At 70.5% G+C, this 20,101-nt stretch carries 19 protein-coding genes; 8 read left to right on the forward strand and 11 right to left on the reverse strand.

Going from position 1 to position 20,101, the window contains the following annotated elements; all coding sequences use genetic code 11:
• The first annotated feature begins 300 nt into the window (after nucleotides 1–300).
• Nucleotides 301–774 carry a hypothetical protein gene (locus ACIPK3_RS27320; protein ID WP_402573817.1) on the forward strand — a complete coding sequence of 158 codons (474 nt, stop codon included), beginning with the start codon at nucleotides 301–303 and terminating at the stop codon, nucleotides 772–774.
• 361 nt (nucleotides 775–1,135) lie between these two features.
• Nucleotides 1,136–1,987: an arylamine N-acetyltransferase gene (locus ACIPK3_RS27325; protein ID WP_402573819.1), complete on the forward strand. Its 852-nt coding sequence runs from the start codon at nucleotides 1,136–1,138 to the stop codon at nucleotides 1,985–1,987.
• A gap of 126 nt (nucleotides 1,988–2,113) precedes the next feature.
• Here the strand turns inward: ACIPK3_RS27325 and ACIPK3_RS27330 are convergent, their stop codons facing one another.
• The 6 genes from ACIPK3_RS27330 to xylB all read right to left on the reverse strand — a co-directional run bounded on the left by ACIPK3_RS27330 (nucleotide 2,114) and on the right by xylB (nucleotide 9,995).
• Complete coding sequence (locus tag ACIPK3_RS27330) at nucleotides 2,114–2,656, reverse strand: GNAT family N-acetyltransferase (RefSeq protein WP_402573820.1); 543 nt, start codon at nucleotides 2,654–2,656, stop codon at nucleotides 2,114–2,116.
• Nucleotides 2,657–3,270: 614 nt separating this feature from the next.
• Nucleotides 3,271–4,794 carry an aldehyde dehydrogenase family protein gene (locus ACIPK3_RS27335; RefSeq protein WP_402573822.1) on the reverse strand — a complete coding sequence of 508 codons (1,524 nt, stop codon included), beginning with the start codon at nucleotides 4,792–4,794 and terminating at the stop codon, nucleotides 3,271–3,273.
• 94 nt (nucleotides 4,795–4,888) lie between these two features.
• A complete protein-coding gene (locus ACIPK3_RS27340) occupies nucleotides 4,889–6,157 on the reverse strand; it encodes a GAF domain-containing protein (protein ID WP_402573824.1) in 1,269 nt (422 codons plus the stop codon).
• A 134-nt stretch (nucleotides 6,158–6,291) separates the two neighbouring features.
• Nucleotides 6,292–6,891, reverse strand: coding sequence for an N-acetylmuramoyl-L-alanine amidase (locus tag ACIPK3_RS27345; RefSeq protein WP_402573826.1), 600 nt, complete (start codon nucleotides 6,889–6,891; stop codon nucleotides 6,292–6,294).
• 395 nt (nucleotides 6,892–7,286) lie between these two features.
• Complete coding sequence (locus tag ACIPK3_RS27350) at nucleotides 7,287–8,495, reverse strand: ROK family protein (RefSeq protein WP_402573827.1); 1,209 nt, start codon at nucleotides 8,493–8,495, stop codon at nucleotides 7,287–7,289.
• A 54-nt stretch (nucleotides 8,496–8,549) separates the two neighbouring features.
• Nucleotides 8,550–9,995: a xylulokinase gene (xylB, locus tag ACIPK3_RS27355; RefSeq protein ID WP_402573828.1), complete on the reverse strand. Its 1,446-nt coding sequence runs from the start codon at nucleotides 9,993–9,995 to the stop codon at nucleotides 8,550–8,552.
• 188 nt (nucleotides 9,996–10,183) lie between these two features.
• Here xylB and xylA point away from each other — a divergent pair, with 188 nt between their 5' ends.
• Nucleotides 10,184–11,350, forward strand: a complete 1,167-nt coding sequence (gene xylA / locus ACIPK3_RS27360) for a xylose isomerase (protein ID WP_402573829.1) — start codon at nucleotides 10,184–10,186, stop codon at nucleotides 11,348–11,350.
• A 98-nt stretch (nucleotides 11,351–11,448) separates the two neighbouring features.
• Here xylA and ACIPK3_RS27365 read toward each other — a convergent pair whose 3' ends face one another.
• The gene (locus tag ACIPK3_RS27365) at nucleotides 11,449–12,792 is read right to left on the reverse strand and encodes an esterase-like activity of phytase family protein (RefSeq protein ID WP_402573831.1); all 1,344 of its coding nucleotides are present in this window, start codon (nucleotides 12,790–12,792) and stop codon (nucleotides 11,449–11,451) included.
• Nucleotides 12,793–13,169: 377 nt separating this feature from the next.
• Here ACIPK3_RS27365 and ACIPK3_RS27370 point away from each other — a divergent pair, with 377 nt between their 5' ends.
• Nucleotides 13,170–13,352 carry a hypothetical protein gene (locus ACIPK3_RS27370; protein WP_402573833.1) on the forward strand — a complete coding sequence of 61 codons (183 nt, stop codon included), beginning with the start codon at nucleotides 13,170–13,172 and terminating at the stop codon, nucleotides 13,350–13,352.
• 128 nt (nucleotides 13,353–13,480) lie between these two features.
• Here ACIPK3_RS27370 and ACIPK3_RS27375 read toward each other — a convergent pair whose 3' ends face one another.
• Nucleotides 13,481–14,350, reverse strand: coding sequence for a hypothetical protein (locus ACIPK3_RS27375; protein ID WP_402573835.1), 870 nt, complete (start codon nucleotides 14,348–14,350; stop codon nucleotides 13,481–13,483).
• Nucleotides 14,351–14,478: 128 nt separating this feature from the next.
• A complete protein-coding gene (locus tag ACIPK3_RS27380; protein WP_402573837.1) occupies nucleotides 14,479–14,775 on the reverse strand; it encodes a hypothetical protein in 297 nt (98 codons plus the stop codon).
• 161 nt (nucleotides 14,776–14,936) lie between these two features.
• Between ACIPK3_RS27380 and ACIPK3_RS27385 the strand changes: the two genes are divergently transcribed.
• A complete protein-coding gene (locus ACIPK3_RS27385; protein ID WP_402573892.1) occupies nucleotides 14,937–15,692 on the forward strand; it encodes an alpha/beta fold hydrolase in 756 nt (251 codons plus the stop codon).
• A gap of 26 nt (nucleotides 15,693–15,718) precedes the next feature.
• On the opposite strand, the gene ACIPK3_RS27390 is transcribed toward ACIPK3_RS27385, so the two are convergent.
• Complete coding sequence (locus ACIPK3_RS27390) at nucleotides 15,719–16,318, reverse strand: class I SAM-dependent methyltransferase (RefSeq protein ID WP_402573838.1); 600 nt, start codon at nucleotides 16,316–16,318, stop codon at nucleotides 15,719–15,721.
• Nucleotides 16,319–16,432: 114 nt separating this feature from the next.
• Entirely contained in the window at nucleotides 16,433–16,861 is a 429-nt protein-coding gene (locus tag ACIPK3_RS27395; protein ID WP_402573840.1) for a PPOX class F420-dependent oxidoreductase, read from the reverse strand.
• Nucleotides 16,862–16,954: 93 nt separating this feature from the next.
• Here ACIPK3_RS27395 and ACIPK3_RS27400 point away from each other — a divergent pair, with 93 nt between their 5' ends.
• The 3 genes from ACIPK3_RS27400 to ACIPK3_RS27410 all read left to right on the forward strand — a co-directional run bounded on the left by ACIPK3_RS27400 (nucleotide 16,955) and on the right by ACIPK3_RS27410 (nucleotide 20,094).
• Nucleotides 16,955–17,368, forward strand: coding sequence for a roadblock/LC7 domain-containing protein (locus ACIPK3_RS27400; protein WP_402573842.1), 414 nt, complete (start codon nucleotides 16,955–16,957; stop codon nucleotides 17,366–17,368).
• A 125-nt stretch (nucleotides 17,369–17,493) separates the two neighbouring features.
• Nucleotides 17,494–18,492, forward strand: a complete 999-nt coding sequence (locus ACIPK3_RS27405; RefSeq protein ID WP_402573844.1) for a DUF6397 family protein — start codon at nucleotides 17,494–17,496, stop codon at nucleotides 18,490–18,492.
• An 18-nt stretch (nucleotides 18,493–18,510) separates the two neighbouring features.
• Complete coding sequence (locus tag ACIPK3_RS27410) at nucleotides 18,511–20,094, forward strand: FMN-binding glutamate synthase family protein (protein WP_402573846.1); 1,584 nt, start codon at nucleotides 18,511–18,513, stop codon at nucleotides 20,092–20,094.
• Nucleotides 20,095–20,101 lie beyond the last annotated feature (7 nt).

Below are 20,101 nucleotides of genomic sequence, written 5' to 3' on the forward strand. Positions count from 1 at the left end.
CGGCGGCCCCCCGGGCCGGGCGGCCCCCGCGGCCCCGGCGGGGGCGCGGCGCGCGCCGCCCCCCCCCCGGCCCCCCCCCCCCCCCCCCCCGCGGGGGGGGGGGGGGGGGGGCGCCCCCCGGCAGAGCGCTGTCACCAGGCGCTCACCGTGCATTGGCTTTCGTCGCCGAGCAGACGATCAGCCGTGCGGGTCAGTGGGCGCACCAGCACCCCATGGAGGGCTTCCGAGGGCGCTTCGGATCGGTCACCATGTAGGTCTGTCGGCGATCCGAGGGTGGGGATGAGCGACGGTGGGGACGTCTTGGACGGGCAACCGGAGCAGGTCGGACCCGCGCCATGGCTGGCGCTGGCCTGCCTGGTCGGGCTGCTTCTGGCCTACGTCGTGCTGACCAACTTCACCGGAGAGCTGCGGGCTGCGCTCTGGGGCAAGCCCGGGACCGTGACCGAAGCCGACTGCCGGACGTACGACAACACCGTGGCCAACGCGGGAACGTCGACCTCCTGCTCGGGCACCTTCACTCCGGACGACGGCGGCTCGTCGTTCGATGTGCCCGTCGAGGGCGACATCGGCTCGCAACCGGTCCGTGCGTGGCTGGTGGATGGTGCGTCCGGCCCTGCGTACGTCTCACCAACGGTATGGACGGGGGTGCTCCCGGTGGGGCTGTCCCTCCTCCTGGCAGGTCTCCCGGCGGCGGTGACGGTGGAGCACGCACGCCGTGTCCGCGCACGACGCCGTGGAGGTCCTCTTCGAGGATCAGATCCAGAGCAGGACTGAGGCGATGATGACAGCGGTTCAGGCGTCCGAGGGCCTGGTCGACGCGTTCGGGGCCTGGCACCGCCGATACGGCCCTGTTCTCCCGAAGCTGCCACGAAATGACAAGTAACTCAGTGTGTCGTTAGGGCCTTGGCTTCTGTGCGGGGTTCAGGGACTTCGCTGCCAGTGAGGGCGGCGAAGTCGGCGTGGGCCTGCCCGAACGCTTCGGGGCACGCCTCGCGTTGGGCCGCACGCGGACCCGGGCTGCGCGTGACACTTCGGACAGGTGTGCTGTTCGACGGCGTCGGCGGCCGACCGAATTCCTGGCCGCGCATAGGGGCCCGGTCTAAAGTGATCATGCATTCGAACAGTGAGGGGGAGCATGATCGACGTCGACAGGTATCTGGCCGTGCTGGGGGTCGACCGTCCGGCGGCTCCGACCGCCGAGGCGCTGTGGGCGCTGCACCGGGCGCACGTGGAGCGAGTCGCCTACGAGACCCTCGACAACCAGCTCGAACGCCCGACGGGAATCGGCGCCGAGGAATCCGTGGGCCGGATCCTGCGTGGGCGCGGCGGCTACTGCTTCCACCTCAACGGGGCCTTCGCCGCGTTGCTGGCGGCCCTCGGGTACGACGTGGCCCTGCACCGGGCCGGAGTGCAGGACGAGGTCGAGGACCCCGCGGGCCCAGGCGGTGATCACCTCGCGCTCACCGTGAGGCTCGACGGCGAGCGCTGGCTGGTCGACACAGGGCTCGCTGGTGGCATGTACGAGCCGTTGCCGCTACGTGAAGGCACCTACACTCAGGGGCCGTTCACCTATGTCATGACCCAGTCGGCGGTTGTTCCCGGTGGCTGGCGGTTCATCCATGACCCCCGTGGCGCCTTCGCGGCGATGGTCTTCGCGCCCGAGCCCGTGGAGCTGTCCTCCTTCGCCGCGGAGCACCACCGACTGTCTTCTTCCCCCGAGTCCGGATTCGTCAGGGTGCTCCAGGTCCAGCTCCGCGACGCCAAGGGCGTGGACATGCTGCGTGGCTGCGTGCTGCGCCGGATCGACGCCGAGGGCACGCACGAGCGGATCATCGACGCTGCCGCCGAGTGGTACGCCGTACTGACGGATGTGTTCCATCTGAACCTGGGCGATGTCGACGCCTCCGCGCGGGCCCGGCTGTGGCACCGGGTCCGCACCGAACACCGGGAGTGGGAGGCTTCGAGGCAACGTGTAACCACGCTCTGACGGCAGACGGCAGACGGCAGACGGCAGACGGGGGACGAGCGGGACGAACTCGCCGTCCCGACGGAGCATCAGACGTCCGGGCTGGGAGCCAGCAGCTCGCACAGCCTTTTCGGGACCGCTTGGGCTTCAGCCCTGTGAATTCGGTTTCCAGTCCTGTACGAGGAGCCCGAGGATTACCTCGTCCAGGAACTCGCCCAGCACCCATGCCGAGGAGCGCAGTAGGCCCTCGCGGACAAAGCCGTTGTGTTCGGCGGAGCGCAGCATGGCGTAGTTGTCCGCCAGTGTCTCGATCTGCAGCCGCTGCAGGCCGCGGACCACGAAACCGTAGTAGCAGAGCGTCGCCACAACGTCTGTGCCGTAGCCCTTGCCGCGTGCCGCCGGCAGCAGACCGAGGCCGATGTGGGCGGACCGCTGGTGGTTGTCGATGCCCCACAACGTTGCGGTGCCGGCCAGGGCGCCTCCTTCCAGCTCCACCACGGAGAACGCGACGCTGCCTTGCGCAGTGTCGTCCACCATGAGCCGCGGGTCCTTCGAACCGGGTGAGATCGGCCGCCACGGCCCGGCCTCGGCCCGCGCGGAGTTGACCACGTCGTCATAAAGCTCGGTTCGCAGGGTGGGGATGTCGTCCTCGTGCCGGGCCCTCAGCCCGATCTTGCTGCCCTTTAGCATGCAGGCTTCTTATCCGACTTGACTCGCCTTCGACAAACGAATTTATGGACAGTCCGAGTTGACGCGGTGCCGGCGTCAGCACACACCTGACGAACGCGCACAACATCTCCTCGCGTTTGGCCAGTCCTTCCCCGGACCCGGCACCTCATCCCGGTGACGATCCAGCCGCCCGGGAAGCGACGCCGGGGGCAGATTGGGACTTCAGAATGCCGACCCGACCGCACTCTCCGCCGCCGGTTCGCGATTCCGGGTCTCGGGCACGGTGCAAGGGCCGGGCACCATGGACGCTGCGGCAGCGAGGGCGAGGTGGGAGTCGTACCTGAGCCGTACTGGCTTGCGACGGCATCCACCCCGGAGCGCCCCGACGTGGCGGTCATCGCCACCACCGCGCCTGATCGAGCAGTCGATGGAGGAGTGGAACCGTGTCCGGCAGGGCCCGGAATCCGTCAGCTGAGTCGGGCCTTGGTCCGTGACTGGTCCGGAAACGCTGGTCACAGGCGGGACGGCAGCGGGAGCAACTGGGAGTTGCCACGCAGGCCGGGCCTTGCGACAAGTGCACCGGGGAGTAGGCGCCTGACTGGGGAAAGCTCAGGTCAGGCGCCTTTTTTGTGTCCCTAGAAGAACCCGAGCCTCTTCGGTGAGTACGAGACCAGGAGGTTTTTCGTCTGCTGGTAGTGCTCCAGCATCATCTTGTGCGTCTCCCGGCCGATCCCCGACTGCTTGTAGCCGCCGAACGCCGCGTGCGCCGGGTACGCGTGGTAGCAGTTCGTCCACACGCGGCCCGCCTGGATCGCTCGGCCGGCCCGGTACGCGGTGTTGATGTCACGGGTCCATACGCCGGCACCGAGGCCGTAGAGGGTGTCGTTGGCGGTCTTGATGGCGTCGTCGAAGTCGTCGAAGGACGTCACCGAGACCACCGGACCGAAGATCTCCTCCTGGAAGATCCGCATCCGGTTGTCGCCTTCGAAGATGGTCGGCTGGACGTAGTACCCGCCCTTCAACTCGCCGTCGTGTTCGATGCGTTCGCCGCCGGTCAGGATCCTGGCGCCCTCCTGGCGGCCGATGTCCAGGTAGGAGAGGATCTTCTCCAGCTGGTCGTTGGAGGCCTGGGCGCCGATCATGGTCTCGGTGTCCAGGGGGTGCCCCGGCTTGATCAGTCGGGTCCTGGCGACCGCCGCTTCCATGAACTCGGCGTACTGCCCGCGTTGTACGAGGGCCCGCGACGGACAGGTGCAGACCTCGCCCTGGTTGAGCGCGAACATGGTGAAGCCTTCGAGCGCCTTGTCCCGGAAGTCGTCGTCCTGTGCCCAGACGTCGTCGAAGAAGATGTTCGGCGACTTGCCGCCCAGCTCCAGCGTGACGGGCTTGATGTTCTCCGAGGCGTACTGCATGATCAGCCGCCCGGTCGTGGTCTCACCGGTGAACGCGACCTTCGCCACCCGTGGGCTGGACGCGAGAGGTTTGCCCGCCTCCACACCGAAGCCATTGACGATGTTCACCACACCGGGCGGCAGCAGGTCCGCGATCAGACTCATCCAGTAGTGGATGGAAGCCGGTGTCTGCTCGGCCGGCTTGATGACGACCGCGTTGCCCGCGGCGAGCGCGGGCGCCAGCTTCCAGGTCGCCATGAGAATCGGGAAGTTCCACGGGATGATCTGCGCCACGACTCCGAGCGGCTCGTGGAAGTGGTACGCCACCGTGTCGTCGTCGACTTCGCCGAGCGAGCCCTCCTGAGCCCGGATCGCGCCCGCGAAGTACCGGAAGTGGTCGATGGCGAGAGGGATGTCGGCCGCCAGTGTCTCGCGCACCGGCTTGCCGTTCTCCCAGCTCTCGGCGACCGCCAGGGGTTCGAGATGAGCCGCCATACGGTCGGCGATCTTCAGCAGGATGTCGGACCGCTCCGTCACCGATGTACGCCCCCAGGAGGGGGCCGCCGCGTGAGCCGCGTCCAGCGCCCGCTCCACGTCCTCGGCGGTACCACGCGCGATCTCGGTGAACGGCCGCCCGTTCACCGGGGACGGGTTCTCGAAGTACTGCCCGCGGGCCGGCGGCACGTACTCGCCGCCGATGAAGTGGTCGTAGCGCGCCCGGTAGGAGACGATCGCGCCCTCGGTGCCCGGCGCCGCGTAACGGGTCATGCTGGTCTGCCTCCCTCAGCAGTGCCGCCCGCCGTTGGGCGGCTCCCGCCGGGAGCGTAGAGAGGCGGACGTTGCGACCACGTTGCGCGGTCTGTCAGTACCGTCCGGGCCCGCCGGGCGATGCCAGTTCGGACTCCAGGGCCACGACGCGTGCCCGAACGATCGGCGTCGGCCGGACCGCGGCGAGTGCCCGCCACACCTGGAGATCGTCCTCGCCCCAGCGCGCGTGCGCCCAGTCCACCAGCAGGTCGGGATCCCCGCGGGCGATCAGCGCGGTGCGCAGACCGTCGGCAAGGCGCCGTCTGAGCCGTACCACGGCCGGGGCTTGCGAACCGGGCAGCAGCGGACCGGAATAGGCAGCCGCGGCCGTGGTGACCGCCCCCGCCTCCAGGCTCCGCTCCACCATGGTGACATCGGACTCGATCGCAGTGGTCAGCCGGTACGGCCGGGATGCGAGCAGCCCAGGCCCGAGCAGCCTGCGCAGCCGGGCCACTTCGGCTCGCAGCGTCACCGGTGTCACCGACTCGTCCTCGTACAACGCGCACAGCAACTCGTCCCCCGTCAGCCCCTCGGGGTGGCGGGCCAGCAGCACCAGCAACTCGCTGTGCCGTCGGCTGAGTCTGATCCGGCTGCCGTCCATTACGAGTTCGGCCTCGTCCCGGCCCAGTGCCGCCAGAGCCGGGAGGCGGTCCGCAAGACGCGGTGGGGCGAGAAGCGCGAGCTGTGACTCGGCGGCCCGTGCCACCGCCTGCACGAATCCCAGACTGTGCGGATGAGCCAGGTCGTCGCCGCCGGTGATGTCCACGGCGCCGAGCATCCGCCCGGTGCGCGGGTCGCGTACCGGCGCGGCCGCACAGGTCCACGGCTGCACCTGGCGGATGAAGTGCTCCGCCGCGAAGACCTGCACCGGTCGGCCGACGGCGACTGCCGTGCCCGGGGCGTTGGTTCCGACCGCGGACTCCGCCCAGCATGCACCCGGTACGAAATTCATCCCATCGGCTCGGCGTCGGGTGCTCGGATGACCCTCGACCCACAGCAGTCTGCCGTGCGTGTCGCACACGGCGAGCAGATGCGCGCCGTCGGCCGCGAACGTGCCCATCAACTCACGGAACAACGGCATCACCCGGGCCAGCGGGTGTGCTGCGCGATACGTGCCCAGGTCGCCGCCCGTGAGCTCGACGCAGGCTGTGCCGTCCGGACCCACACCCGCCCGCGCGGAACGCCGCCACGAGTCCGCCACTACCGACCGCACCGGCCGTGGCACGGTGCCGACCGTGGTGAACGTCTCGTGCGCCCGGCGCAGCACGCGGACGCGCTCGGTGGGGTCGGTCCCCGGCTCCAGGGCCACCCATGGATCGGACAACTGGGCCTCCCCGGACGGCTGTGCGGCTCAGGACATCGTCACTCGGGGTCGCGGCGCGGACAACCGTTGTGACAGCGGACCAGGGCGCGTTTCGAAAGTCCCGTCTGGTCTGCGGCGTCACTTTCGAACACGCTTCAGGCGAAATTGACCAGTCTGATGTAGCGGGTCCAGTCCCAGACCGGTCCCGGATCGGTGTGGTCGGCTCCAGGCACCTGGCGGTGCCCGATGATGTGCTCACGGTCCCTGGGAATGCCGTATCTGGCGCACAGTGCGGCAGTCAGTCGCGCCGACTGCTTGTAGAGGGCGTCGGTGAAGTAGAAGGGCCGGTCCACCCAGCCCTCGTGCTCGATGCCGACGCTGCGGGTGTTGTAGTCCCAGTTCCCCGCGTGCCAGGCGATGTCGGCCTCGCGCACGCACTGAGCCACGTGACCGTCGGCGGAGCGTACGAGGTAGTGCGCGGACACCTTCTGCCTCGGGTCCTGGAACGTGGCCAGTGTGCTGCTGTATCTCTCCTGCGCCACGTGGATGATCACGCGGTCGACGGCGTGGGCGCGCGGGCGGTCGGACTCGGTGAAGTTGGAGCTGCTCGCCGGCTGCCAGTCGACGGGCGGATAGCCGACGGCCGGTGGCCGCGCACCGGCCCGTACGCCGGGGAGCAACGCATAGGGGACGGCGGCCAGGGCCGCGCCCGTGAGGAGGCGTCGCCTGCTGGGGAGCGGTTTTGCCCGTTCCATGGTTCCGTGCCTTTCAGGAGGGGGTGCGCGGCGGGCATCGAGGTCGGTGCTGCCCGCGAGGAGCGCGGCGCGGGCGGGCGGCGCGGAGTCCGGCGCGTGGCCTGCGGCAAGTCTGGCGGTCCGGCCATCGGTTCGTGCGGATCCTGGCCGTGCCCGTGTCGTCGATGCGTCTCGCGTGAATCACGGTACGACGGCTGCCCGTTGGCCGAAGGGAAGGAGTGCGGAACGGTGGACGAGCCCGACCCTGTGGACAACCTGGTCACCCGAAAGGGCCTCTGATGCCCTGACGGGTCGAGAGGGAGATGCCGGCAAAGCCCGTCCCCCCGGCGCTGCGGGCCTCCTCGCAGGGCCCCTGACCGGCCCCCTCTGCGTTCGGGTCGGTTACGAGCGGCGGCTCAGACGCGCCCGGCCACGACCGCCGGATCGTCGAGCACGGCCCGCACCACCGAGTGCGCTGCGCCGAGCAGCGGCCCCTCGGATCCCAGCCGTGAGACGGACACCGGACAGGCGGGTCCGGCCGTACGGTCGGTGAGCTCCGCCTCCAGCGACGGCAGCAGCCAGGGCGACAGCGCGGCCAGCGCGCCCCCCAGCACCACGGACTCGGGGTCGAGCAGGTTGACCGCCCCGGTGAGTGCGATCCCGAGCGCCGTCCCGGCGTCCCGCAGTGCACGCCGTACCCGCGCGTCGCCCTTTTCCGCATGCTGGGCCAGCAGACCCACGAGGCCCTCGCCCGGCTCCAGACCCGCCGCGCGGCACACTGCCTCCTCGCCCGCGAACTGCTCCAGGCAGCCGCGCCCGCCGCACCCGCACGGCGGCCCGTCGGGCCGTACCGGGACATGGCCCAGCTCGCCGGCGAAGCCACGTGTTCCGCGCAGCAGCTGCCCGCCCACGATGATCGCGGCACCGATGCCGATCTCCGCCGACACGTGCAGGAAGTCGCCGGGTGTGTCGTCGCCGAGCCAGAGTTCCGCGAGGGCGCCGAAGTTGGCCTCGTTGTCCACGGTCAGCGGGATGTCGGTGGGCAGCAGCGGGCCGAGGTCCGTGTCGGTCCAGTCGAGGTTCGGGGCGCGCATGACCGTACGGGCGTCGCGCCCCACGAGACCGGGCACGGCCACCGCCAGGCCGGCCGGCCACAGACCCTCTCGTTCCGCCTCGGTGACGACCCGACGGACCAGTGTGGCCAGTTCCCGCATCACCGGTCCGGCGGGACGGCCCCGGTTCGAGCGGCGGCGCACCGCACGCGCGCGGATCTCGCCGCGCAGATCGACCGCACACACCGCGAGATGGCCGACACCGACCTCCGCGCCGATTCCGGCGGGACCATGGCCACTGACCGCGAGCGCCGACCCCGGACGGCCCACCCGGCCGGGACGCTCGGGACCCAGTTCCTCCAGCAGCCCGGTGCGGATCAGCTCCTCCACCAGGGTCGACACCGAGGCCCGCGTCAGGCCGATGCGCGAGGCGATCGCGGCACGCGACAGCGAGCCCTCGGCGCTGACGGCGTGCATCACCCGTGCCAGGTTGCGGCGGCGCATGCCCTGCTGGGTGTCGGGCAGGGCGCGGCCGGAACCGGCCGAACGGCTCTCATGCAGAGGTGCGGTCATGCCTCCGTCGTTCCTCGGTCCGTGGCCCCGGCCGGGCGTGCCGGCCGGAGTCCGTCAGCGGGAGTCAGTACCCCGTTCCAGCAGCGGGGCCGCGTCGGAGAGTACCCCGGAGATCCGGGCCAGCGTGTCCTCGTCGCGTTCCACGGCCTCCAGTACCGGCCCGGCGGCCGTGTTCCAACGGCGGGCGATCGCGGCCGGATCCTCGCCGGTCAGCAGGCCGGCCGCCTGCGCCGCCGCACCGAGCGCGACCAGTTCCCGGGCCTCGGGCACCTGCACCGGGCGTCCCGACAGCCGTCGTACGGTCTGCTGCCAGGCCGTGCCGCGGGCGCCGCCGCCGATCAGCAGCAGCGGTGTGCTCCGGTCCGCGTCCTGGTCGAGGACCAGGTCCAGGGCACTGAGCAGTGAATGGACCGCGCCGTCGTAGGCGGCCTGCAGTACCTGCCCCGCCGTCGTGTCGTGGCGCAGCCCGCTCAGCAGGCCGCTCGCGTTCGGCAGGTTCGGGGTGCGCTCGCCGTCCAGGAACGGCAGGAAGGCGACCGAGGTACCGGGCTCGACGGCTTCGCGGTCCAGGCGCAGCAGCGCCGCCACCCGGTCGACGGCGAGGGTGCAGTTCAGGGTGCACGCGAGCGGCAGCCAGGCCCCGTGCGCGTCCGCGAAGCCCGCCACGGTACCGCTCGGGTCGGCGGGCCGGTGCTGGGAGACGGCGTACACCGCGCCGGAGGTGCCGAGGCTCAGCACGGGCGCGCCGGGGCGCAGACCGAGGCCCAGCGCCGCCGCCGCGTTGTCTCCGGTGCCGGGCGCGACCAGGGTGCCCTTGGAGAAGGGCAGGTCGTGGCTGTCGCGGATCGTGCCCGCCACCTCGCCCGGCCGCACGACCCGGGGGAGGAGCACCGGGTCGAGGCCGACGTGCCGGAGGATCTCGTCGTCGTACGACTCGGTTCCGGACGCCCACCAGCCGGTTCCGGAGGCGTCTCCGCGATCGGTGGTGCCCTGGCCGGTCAGGCGCTCGGTGAGGTAGTCGTGGGGAAGCCGCACCGCCTTGGTGGCCTGCACCGCGTCCGGTTCGTGGTCGGCGAGCCAGGCCCACTTGGTGACCGTGAAGGAGACGGTGGGCACACTTCCCGTGCGCTCCGCCCAGACTTTGGGGCCGCCCAGTTCCTCGACGAGACGCCGGGCCTGTGGTGCCGACCGTACGTCGTTCCAGAGCAGGGCCGGGCGGACCGGTTCGCCCTGGGCGTCCAGGGTGACCAGGCCGTGCTGCTGGCCGCCGATCGAGACCGCGGCGGCTTCGTGCGCCGAGTCCCCGCACTGGCGCAGCGCCTCGCACAGTGCCTCCCACCACTGGCGTGGGTCGCTCTCCCGGCCGGCTCCGGCGGAGACGGTGTGCGGGGCCTGGCCGCTCGCCACGACCCGTCCTGTCGACGCATCCACGACCAGCGCCTTTGTGGACTGCGTGGACGAGTCCACGCCAACGACGAGTGGACCCTCGGCTGCTGACATCGGGCTCTCCCTACTCCCGTCCGTCTCCCGCCATGCGGGGCTGACCTGGTGTGTTCCGGCGTGTCCCGGCATCGGTGACGGGTTTGTCACGCCCGATGAGGACATCTTGTCTCTTCCCAGGGACGCGAGCGCATACTAATTTGTAAACGGCCATGACGAAAGAGTCGAAGCGAGCGAGGAGCCGTGGCATGAGCTACCAGCCCACCCCCGAGGACAGGTTCACCTTCGGTCTGTGGACCGTCGGCTGGCAGGGGAGGGACCCGTTCGGCGACGCCACCAGGCGTGCCCTCGACCCGGTCGAGACGGTGCGCCGCCTGGCGGAACTCGGCGCTTACGGTGTGACCTTCCACGACGACGACTTGATCCCGTTCGGGTCGTCCGACACCGAGCGCGAGTCGCACGTCAAGCGCTTCCGCCAGGCCCTGGACGCGACCGGTCTGACCGTGCCGATGGCCACGACCAATCTCTTCACCCATCCGGTCTTCAAGGACGGTGCGTTCACCGCCAACGACCGTGACGTGCGCCGGTACGCGCTGCGCAAGACGATCCGCAACATCGACCTGGCCGTCGAGCTCGGCGCGAAGACCTATGTCGCGTGGGGCGGCCGCGAGGGCGCCGAATCGGGCGCGGCCAAGGACGTGCGGGTGGCACTCGACCGAATGAAGGAGGCGTTCGACCTTCTCGGCGAGTACGTCACCTCGCAGGGCTACGACCTGCGCTTCGCCATCGAGCCCAAGCCGAACGAGCCGCGCGGGGACATTCTGCTGCCCACCGTCGGTCACGCGCTGGCCTTCATCGAGCGCCTGGAGCGGCCCGAGCTGTACGGCGTCAATCCGGAGGTCGGCCACGAGCAGATGGCCGGGCTGAACTTCCCCCATGGCATCGCTCAGGCGCTGTGGGCGGGCAAGCTCTTCCACATCGACCTCAATGGCCAGTCCGGCATCAAGTACGACCAGGATCTCCGCTTCGGCGCGGGGGACCTGCGGTCCGCCTTCTGGCTGGTCGACCTCCTGGAGAGCGCCGGTTACGACGGTCCCCGGCACTTCGACTTCAAGCCGCCGCGTACGGAGGACTTCGACGGCGTATGGGCGTCGGCTGCTGGTTGCATGCGCAACTATCTCGTCCTGAAGGAGCGCGCGGCCGCGTTCCGCGCCGACCCGGCGGTCAGGGAGGCGCTGCGGGCCTCCCGCCTCGACCAGCTCGCGCAGCCCACCGCGGCCGACGGCCTCCAGTCGCTGCTTGCCGACCGCGCGGCCTTCGAGGAGTTCGACGCGGAGACCGCCGCCGCCCGCGGGATGGCCTTCGAGCAGCTCGACCAGCTCGCGATGGACCACCTGCTGGGAGCACGTGACTGAGCACGCGCGTGCCACTGATCGCCCCACGCACGGAGTGCTCCGGAATCATGTGATGCACCGGACGACACCCCGCACGGGGGGTTGCGGCCCAGGGGGTCTCAGATGTCCCTGGGCAGCCGTATGTACGTGACGGTCGTCTCGATGCCGCTGTCGACGAGGCGGCCCTGGGCGTCGAAGGCGCCGTCGCCGTCGGTCATCCCGAAGTCGTTGTCGTTGATGAGGGCGAGCGTGTCGTGATCCACGCGCGTGACGCCCTCGATCTTCCCCGGGACCCCGGGGACCTTGCCCAGGTCCACGACGAGCCGCTTGCCGAGCACCGGCACACCGGCGTCCGCGGGATCCGCAAGCTGTTCCAGCGACGGGGACGTCGTGTCGTCGTCCCAGGGGCCACCGAGGATGTTCGCCTTGCGCCCCAGTTTCACCAGGTGCAGCCGTGCCGCCTTGTCGGTGCGCTCCTCGACCAGCAGCCGGTCGCCGCCCACCGCGACCACGGAGGAGATCTTCAGTTCCGAGGTGTCGTCCTCGCTCGGGTCGATCACGTCGACCGGGTCGAACTGGTAGGCATACTCGGCCGTGACAGCCCTTTTCCGCGGCGAGAACCGAAGCAGGCGCGTGGTGCGCGAGGCGTCCCCGGCGTCGCCGTCCGGCAAGGAGAGCGGACTCTGGAGGGCCATCACCAGGTCCCCGCAGGGCAGTTGTGCCAGTCCCTCGAACCCTCGGTTGATCTTCCGGTGCAGCAGGACGGCGGGCAGTGCCTCCACCACCGGGTAGTCCGCTCCCGTCAGGTGGAGTCCCTTGGGCACGTAACGCCCGAGCACCCTTCCGCGCGCGGAGACGTGGACCAGGGACGGCCCGTACTCGTCGACCAGCCAGAAGCTCTTGTCGTCGGCCCGTACGACGCCCTCGGTGTCCAGGCCGTTCGGGTTGTACGACAGGGCCGATGCGGCGTCGTAGCCGTACGGGGGCTCGTCGCGTCCCGGCTGGTTGGAGAGCCCGGTGACGCCCTTGCCGGACGAGGTGGTGATGGGGATCGCGTCGATCACCTCGACCCGGTTCCCCGATACGCGGATCTTCACGATCGCCGGGTCGAAGCCCGGGACCGGGAAGGTGCGGCGCTTCTTGCCGTTCACCTTGATCTGGCCGTTGGGGCCGCGGTCGGTCACCGTCCAGAACTCGCCCTTGCGGCCCGCCGGGTAGATGTCGCTGCCGATGCCGCCGAGATCCACCCCCCGGTCGTCGTTCACGCTGCCGGGCAGCAGTCGGTTGCTGAAAGCCCCGAGCGGGATGTTCGGGAGCGTCGCCGTGCGGGTGACGTGCGCGGCGCCCCCGGACGGCGACGCCGTGGCCGTGCCGGTGGCCACGAGAGCGGCCGCGAGCGCCAGCGGCAGTCCTGTCGCGACGGAACGGGGGACGCGGCGCCGGCCGGCGGCGTACGGGGACATCGAGCCTCCTGGGGGCAACTTCGTTGACAGCAGTCAGGGTTGGGCCTCGGATGGAAATTGCCGTGACTGTTCGGTGAACCTGCGGTGTCATGCCCTCGTCATTAGTGCGCCGGACTCTCAGGAGGAACAGCCCGGTGGGGTCATTGTCCCTCAGTGCCCGGTGTCGGCGATATGTCGGGTTCGGTCCGGGGCGGACGCGCCAGGGAGCGCACGTGTCCGGGAAGCGGACGTGTGATGCCCAGGCCACTCGAAGCCTTCGCGAACAGACCTTAGGGTTCCGTCTCAGGGACGACTCAGGGTCGTGGTCCGGAACCGCCGGGAGCGCCGGACCGTTTTCACAGCAGAGAGCGGCAGTGGCCGCGAAGGAGGCGACTCAGATGTCGAAGAACGCGAAGATCGCCGCAGGGGGCGTGGCGGTCGGACTCGTCCTGCTGGTCTGGCTGCCCTGGTGGATATCGTTCCTGATCGTGGTCGGCGTTCCGGCAGTCGCGTATCTCACCCTGGACCCCTCGCAGCGACGCAGGCTGCGCCGCGTCGCGCGCAAGGAGATCGGCCGCTGACATGCGGTCGCTCCGGCGTGCCGGCGCGGTGACCTGGCGGGTGCCATGGCACGGCTGAAAGCGGTGGGAGGGGCCGGGAACGGCGGGCACCTGGTGCCTCAGCGGCCGGCTCACCACCGCTGACCCCGCTAGCTGGGCCGTACCGCCAGCCTCTCGAGCGCCTCCAGGAGGCCGGGCAGCTCCGGCCCCCGGCCGATCGGCAGGACTTCGCCGGGCTCGTCGTCAAGGAGCACGAAGGCGATGTCGTCGGTACGGGCGACCATGGACCAGCCGGGGCCGTCGGCGCGCAGGGTCCGGGCCTCGCCGGGGGCGAAGGACGAGCGGATGCGGCCGAGCGGCGGCGGGCTGTCCACGTACGCCCGCGCCTCGGCCAGGACCCGCTGGATCCCGCTGTGCCCCTGTGATGCCTGCTCCTCGCCGTCCGAACCGACCTCCGGGTCCTCCTCCGGCGAACCGGCCTCCGCGTCCTCCTCCGGCTCGCTCCGCGGTGCCGGGGAGTCGGCGTCGTCGATCTGTTCCCGCCACACGGCCCACTGCAGCGCGATCTCGTCGGCACCCAGCCGCCGCTGCGCCGGCCCCCAGATGCCGGTGTCCGGGGGAGACAGCGGGGGCTGGTCCGAAATGTCGGGGCCCGGGTCGTGCGGCGCCGGTACCCCCGGGGCCGCGACGGCGACCGCCAAGGGCCACCCGGGCAAGGCCGTCACCACCGTGCGCTCGGACGGCGACAGGTCGTACTCCATGCCGCAGTCCCAGGAGGCAATCGCGACCGCGACCAGCGAGACGTCGTCGATGACGACCGTCCAGCGGGCTCCGCCGCCGTCCTGGCCCAGCACCAGGCCGTACCCGTCGGCGCGCGGGGCGAGGCCCAGCGCCGTACAGGCCTCCGGATAGTCGTCGCCCAGCACGCTCGGGAACTTCGCCGGCGTCAGCAGCACTGCTGTGAGCACGTACAGCGCGTCGTCCGCGGCGGCGACGACCTCCTCGTCCGTCCCGGCCATTCCAGTCTCCCCAATGTTCGTCCAACGGCGCGCACCTTAGTGCTACCGGAAGCCGCTTGTCACGACTCCCCAGCACACCGGAGCTGCAGTTTTCCGGCTGGACGGGGGCGAAACGCCCGGACCGGCGGTCAGGACGGGGGAAGTCCGAGGAGATCGCGAGCCACCGCATCCGGCGACTGGCCGCGCTCCCGGGCCAGCGCGATCACAGCCCGGCACGCCAGCTCGCTCACCCCGAAGGACAGAGCCTCCGGTGACACCCAGGACGCGGCCTCGTCGACCCGGTCCTGATCGCCCTCCGCGCTGGCCGACACATGGGCGGCCGCGGCCTCGAACAAGTTGTGTGCGCGCTTCTCGCGCCCGTCGGTCTTCCGCACCGGCGCGGAGGGGCGCGGGCGAGCGGCGTACCTACGGATCCTGTCGAACATGCAAACTGCCTTTCCGCCGACTACGAACCGTCGTTCATATGTTTGCATTCAACGTAAGGTCAGAGCTCCGGCGGCAGAAGAGGGACGGAACGGTGAAGCCACCGCCCCGGTGACACTCCCGGACGCGCCGGCCGAGGTATCGAGATCACATGGGGGACGTCGTGAAGCAGGCCGAGTTCGACGGCAAAGGCAGCTGTATCCGCTGGACGGAGACGCCCGGCGCCGATCCGGCACGGGTATACGTGCACGGCCTGGGATCGGTCTCGGCCGTGTATCACGCCCATATCGCCGCCCGTCCCGAACTCGCAGGCCGGCGCAGTCTCTTCGTCGATCTGCCCGGACACGGCATCAGCGACCGGCCCCGGGAATTCGGTTACACGCTGGAGGACCACGCCGACGCCCTGGCGGCGGTGCTGGACACGGCGGGACTGGCCGGCGCCGAACTAGTCGCGCACAGCATGGGCGGAGCGGTCGCCGTCGTCGTCGCTCACCGGCGCCCCGAACTCGTCTCGCGGCTGGTCCTCACGGAAGCCAACCTCGACGCCTTTCCGCCGCCGACCGCGGGAAGCAGCGGGATCGCCGCACACGACGAGGACGAGTTCGTGGACCACGGGTACGCGGCCACATTGGAAAAGGTCGGCCCCCTGTGGGCGGCGACCATGCGGCTGGCCGACCCGCGCGCGCTGCACCGCACCGCTGTGGGGCTCCGTCGCGGTTCGGACCCCGTCATGCGCACGATTCTGGAAAGGCTGACGATCGACCGTCTGTACCTCCAGGGCGAGCTGAGCGGACAACTCCCAGGCGCCGAGGGCTTGGAAGCCGCCGGTGTGCGGGTGGTCACCGTGCCCGGTGCCGGACACAACGTCATGTTCGACAACCCGGACGCCTTCGTGGCGGCGGTCGCGGGACGGAAGTGAGCGCGCGCTCCGACGCGTACCCGTGATCAGCCCTCCCGGACCGCCAGGGCGAGGAACCTGGTGTCCTCGTCGACATAGGACGTCATCCGCCATTCGGAAGCGGCCAGCAGGGGGCCGAGACTGGCCTCCGCGCGCAGGTCGTCCGGGGTGATCTGCCGTCCCTGGCGCGCGGCCAGGGCGGCCCGTCCGATCGGATGGAACAGGGCCAGCGTCCCGCCGGGTCGCACCACGCGCGCCAACTCCCGCAGATTCTCGGCCGGGCGGGGCAGATGCGCGACGAGGCCCGCGGCGAACACCGCGTCGAGGGACGACGACCGGAGTGGCAGCGCCGCCACGTCCGCGAGCAGCAGCCGGCCGTCGCGGTCCCGCCCCGCGCGTACGGCCGCCCGGAGCATCTCCGGGGTCAGATCCACCCCCACCACCACACCGGAGGACCCCACCGCCGCCCGCAGCGGTGGCAGCGCCCGCCCGGTGCCGGAGCCCGCGTCAAGAACCCGGTCACCCGCGCGCAGTCCGAGTTCGGCCACGGCGGCAGCGTAGGCCGGCCCGTCGTCGGGAAAGCGGCTGTCCCAGTCGGCCGCGCGGGCGCCGAAGAACTCCTGAACGTGCGTGTGGTCGTCACTCATGGTCGGCATGATTCCCTACGGGGCCGACAGTGTGCCCATGCCCCGCGGTCCTCACCGGGCAGGCCGGGCGGACGCGCACCGCCCGGCCTCTCGATCCGGTGAGCCGCCCGTGCCTCAGCCCGTCATGTCCTTCAGAGCCATCGCCCGGTCGACGGTGACACGGACGAGGAGTTCGCCGGGAACGCCGTTGCGGGCGCCGAACTCCTCGGCGCGCTCCTCGCCCACATAGCGCGCCGCGATCCGGGTCGCCCAGCGCCGGACCTCGTCCAGGTCCTCCGACAGCCGTGCGCGACCATTCAGGACGACGAAACCGTAGGGCGCCCGCTCGTCGTCCACGCACAGGGCAACCCGCCCGTCCCGCGCCAGATTCCGTCCCTTCACCGTCTCCTTGCCGGTGTTGAAGACCACGTCGTCCCCGTCCAGCAGAAACCAGACCGGTGCCACGTGCGGGCTCCCGTCGGATCGCACGGTCGACAGCTTTCCGGTGCGGGTGCCGTCCGAGACGAACGCCCGCCATTCCTCGTCGGTCATCTTCTGTGCCATACGTCCCATCCTCCTTGCCCGGACGGCGGTGGTGGTGAAGGCTGGCGGAGAGATCCTCCGGCCAGGGGGAGACATCCCACCGGGAGACGGAGTATGACGCAGAACCAGGGACTCGGCTGGCTGCTCGACGACCTGACGCAGCGCGTGGAGCACGTACATCACGCGCTGGTGCTCTCGAACGACGGGCTGGTGACGGGAGCGAGCACGGGCCTGCGCCGTGAGGACGCGGAGCACCTCGCCGCTGTCGCCTCCGGACTGCACAGCCTGGCCAAGGGATCAGGACGGCACTTCGGCGCGGGCAGGGTACGTCAGACGATGATCGAGTACGACGACGCCGTCCTGTTCGTCACCGCCGCCGGCACTGGCAGCAGTCTGTGCGTGCTCAGCGGCGCCGAGGCCGACATCGGCCAGATCGCCTACGAGATGACCCTGCTCGTAAACCGCGTCGGCGAACACCTCGGCGTCGACGCCCGGCACCCCGAGCGAACTTCCGCGGCAGACCTCTGACCTGCGCATTCTTCGCTCATTTTGGAGTTGTCCACAGGCTCGTCACGCGATTCGCGAGAACGGCTACCGTGTGTACAGGCGAACGCACTCGGCGTGAGCCGGCAACTCCACGGGGGAGTACGACCATGCCTGGTACCACCATCACCCAACACCGTCAGCTCGCATGCGCGCCGAGCCGCGCCGCCCGAGAACTCGGCCTCAACCGGCGGGAATTCGACCTGGCCGTACACCTCGGCCACATCCGGGCCGTCCCCGACGAGGGAGGGGGCGGGGGTCGTCGGGTCGAGCGGGCCGAGATCGCCCGCCTGAGCGCGCAAGAGGGCTTCCCCGAAGCGATCCGCGACAGCGTCAGGGTCGTGGGTACCACGGAGGGCGCGGAGACCATGGACGTGGCGGCGGGCAGGTTCACCCGCCTTGCCCGCCTGGGACTTGTGGTGCCGGTCGCCTTCTATCCGAATCGCTACCAGGTCGTCGTCTGGCTCTACCTGGCCCAGGAGGTCAGGCAGTTCGCGGCCGACGCGAAGAACGTGCGGTTGCTGGCCGGCCGCATGCCCGAACCGCTGCGCTCCCAGCTCGGAACGGGCCTGGACCTGCGGGCCCGCAACTGGCGCGGACGACAGCTCGGCTTCCTGCTGCGACAGACGGACGACCCCTGGGAGCGCGCAGGGGCGGTCGCCGCCTTCCTGGACCCGCTCCACATCGGGGAAGTCGTCAAGGACCCCTACGAGCGCTCTCATCTGAACCGCTTCCGCCAGGCCCCGCCGGTCCACGGAGCGCCGGGATCGTCTTCGGCGCGCATCGCCGAGAAGGTCATGACAGCGGGTGACCCGGACGAGATCTGCCTGCTCAGGAGCGACCTGGCCCGGCGGGTCACGGAAGCCTGCGCATACCGCCCGGCACCCCGGCCCGTCCCGCGGGCTGCCCGGCACACACCGCAGCCCCCCCGAGCCGACACGTTCGCCGCCCGAAACGGAGCATCCCCGCCCCACACAGAGGCATCCGCGCCCCGGTGCGACGCACCCGCCTCCAGGCCACTCGCCGGCAAGCGCGGACTGCTCGGCCGCCTGCGCCGCGGCCTCCGCCACCACGTGACCGAGCCCGCTACCTGGCATGGTTCGCAGTAACCAGGCAATGCGCGAGATGTGACTCGTGTTGGAATCGTCCTTCTCACTCTGGTGATCGCCCTCGGGGCCGTCGTGGCAGCGGTCGCGGTCTCGCCCTTCTGGTGGTTCGCTGCTGTTCCGCTCGCGCTCGTCGGCGCGACGGCGGCCCGGGATCTGCTCCAGCGTCGGCATTCGGTACTGCGCAACTATCCCTTCCTGGGCCATGCCCGCTTCCTTCTGGAGCGGATACGCCCGGAACTTCAGCAGTACTTCATCGAGCGGAACTACGACGGGCGCCCCTTCGACCGGGATGTGCGCAGCATCGTCTACGAGCGGGCGAAGGGCACCGACGCGGAGGAGCCGTTCGGCACCGAACGAGACGTGTACCGCACGGGCCACGAGTTCCTGGTCCCGTCGATGGCGCCGTGCCCGGTGCCCCGGACACCGCCGCGGGTGCGGATCGGCGGCCCGGACTGCGCCCGTCCGTACGACATGGCGTTGCTGAACGTCTCGGCGATGAGCTTCGGCTCGCTGTCGTCCAACGCAGTGCTCGCGCTCAACGGGGGAGCGGCGGCAGGGGGTTTCGCCCAGGACACAGGTGAAGGCGGTCTGTCCGAGTACCACCTCCGGCCAGGCGGTGACCTCATATGGGAGATCGGCACCGGGTACTTCGGCTGCCGCACCGACGAAGGCGGCTTCGACGCGGCGGAGTTCGCCGACAAATCCGCTCACGATCACGTCAAGTGCGTCTCCCTCAAACTCTCGCAGGGTGCCAAGCCCGGAATCGGCGGCGTTCTCCCCGGCGCGAAGGTGAACGCCGAGATAGCCCGGGTCCGGGACGTGCCGCCAGGGCGGACGGTCATCTCTCCGCCATATCACCAGGTGTTCTCCACTCCGCGTGAACTCGTGCGCTTCATAGCCCGGATGCGGGAGCTGTCCGGAGGCAAGCCCGCCGGGTTCAAGCTCTGCGTGGGCTCGCGTGCGCAGTTCCTGGCGGTGTGCAAGGCCATGCTGGAGGAGGGCACGGCACCCGACTTCATCGTGGTGGACGGGGCCGAGGGCGGGACCGGCGCGGCGCCGCTCGAGTTCGCGGACCACATGGGCACCCCGCTCACCGAGGGTCTGCTCACCGTGCACAACGCCCTCGTCGGCGCGGGACTGCGCGACCGGGTCAAGATCGGGGCCAGCGGCAAGATCGCCACCGGCGCCGACCTGGTCAAGCGCATGGTGCAGGGCGCCGACTACGGCAACGCCGCCCGGGCCATGATGTTCGCAGTCGGCTGCATCCAGGCCCAGAAGTGTCACACGAACACCTGTCCCACCGGTGTGACGACCCAGGACCCGCACCGGGCGCGGGCCCTCGACGTCGACGACAAGACGCTCCGCGTCCAGCGCTTCCAGGATGCGACGGTGGCCGGAGCGCTTCAGCTCATGGCCTCCATGGGCGTCACCGACCCCGCACAACTGCGCCCGCGCATGCTTCGCCGGCGCATCGACCCCTTCACCGAGCGCTCCTACGCCGAGCTGTACGAGTGGCTGGAGCCAGGGCAGTTGCTGGTGGAGCCGCCCGCGTCCTGGGCGGCTGACTGGAAGACCGCCGACCCCGACCGTTTCACCGTGTGAACTGGAG

Origin of the sequence: Streptomyces sp. NPDC086787 (genome assembly GCF_044745865.1) — a bacterium.
In the GTDB taxonomy this organism is placed as follows: Bacteria; Actinomycetota; Actinomycetes; order Streptomycetales; family Streptomycetaceae; genus Streptomyces.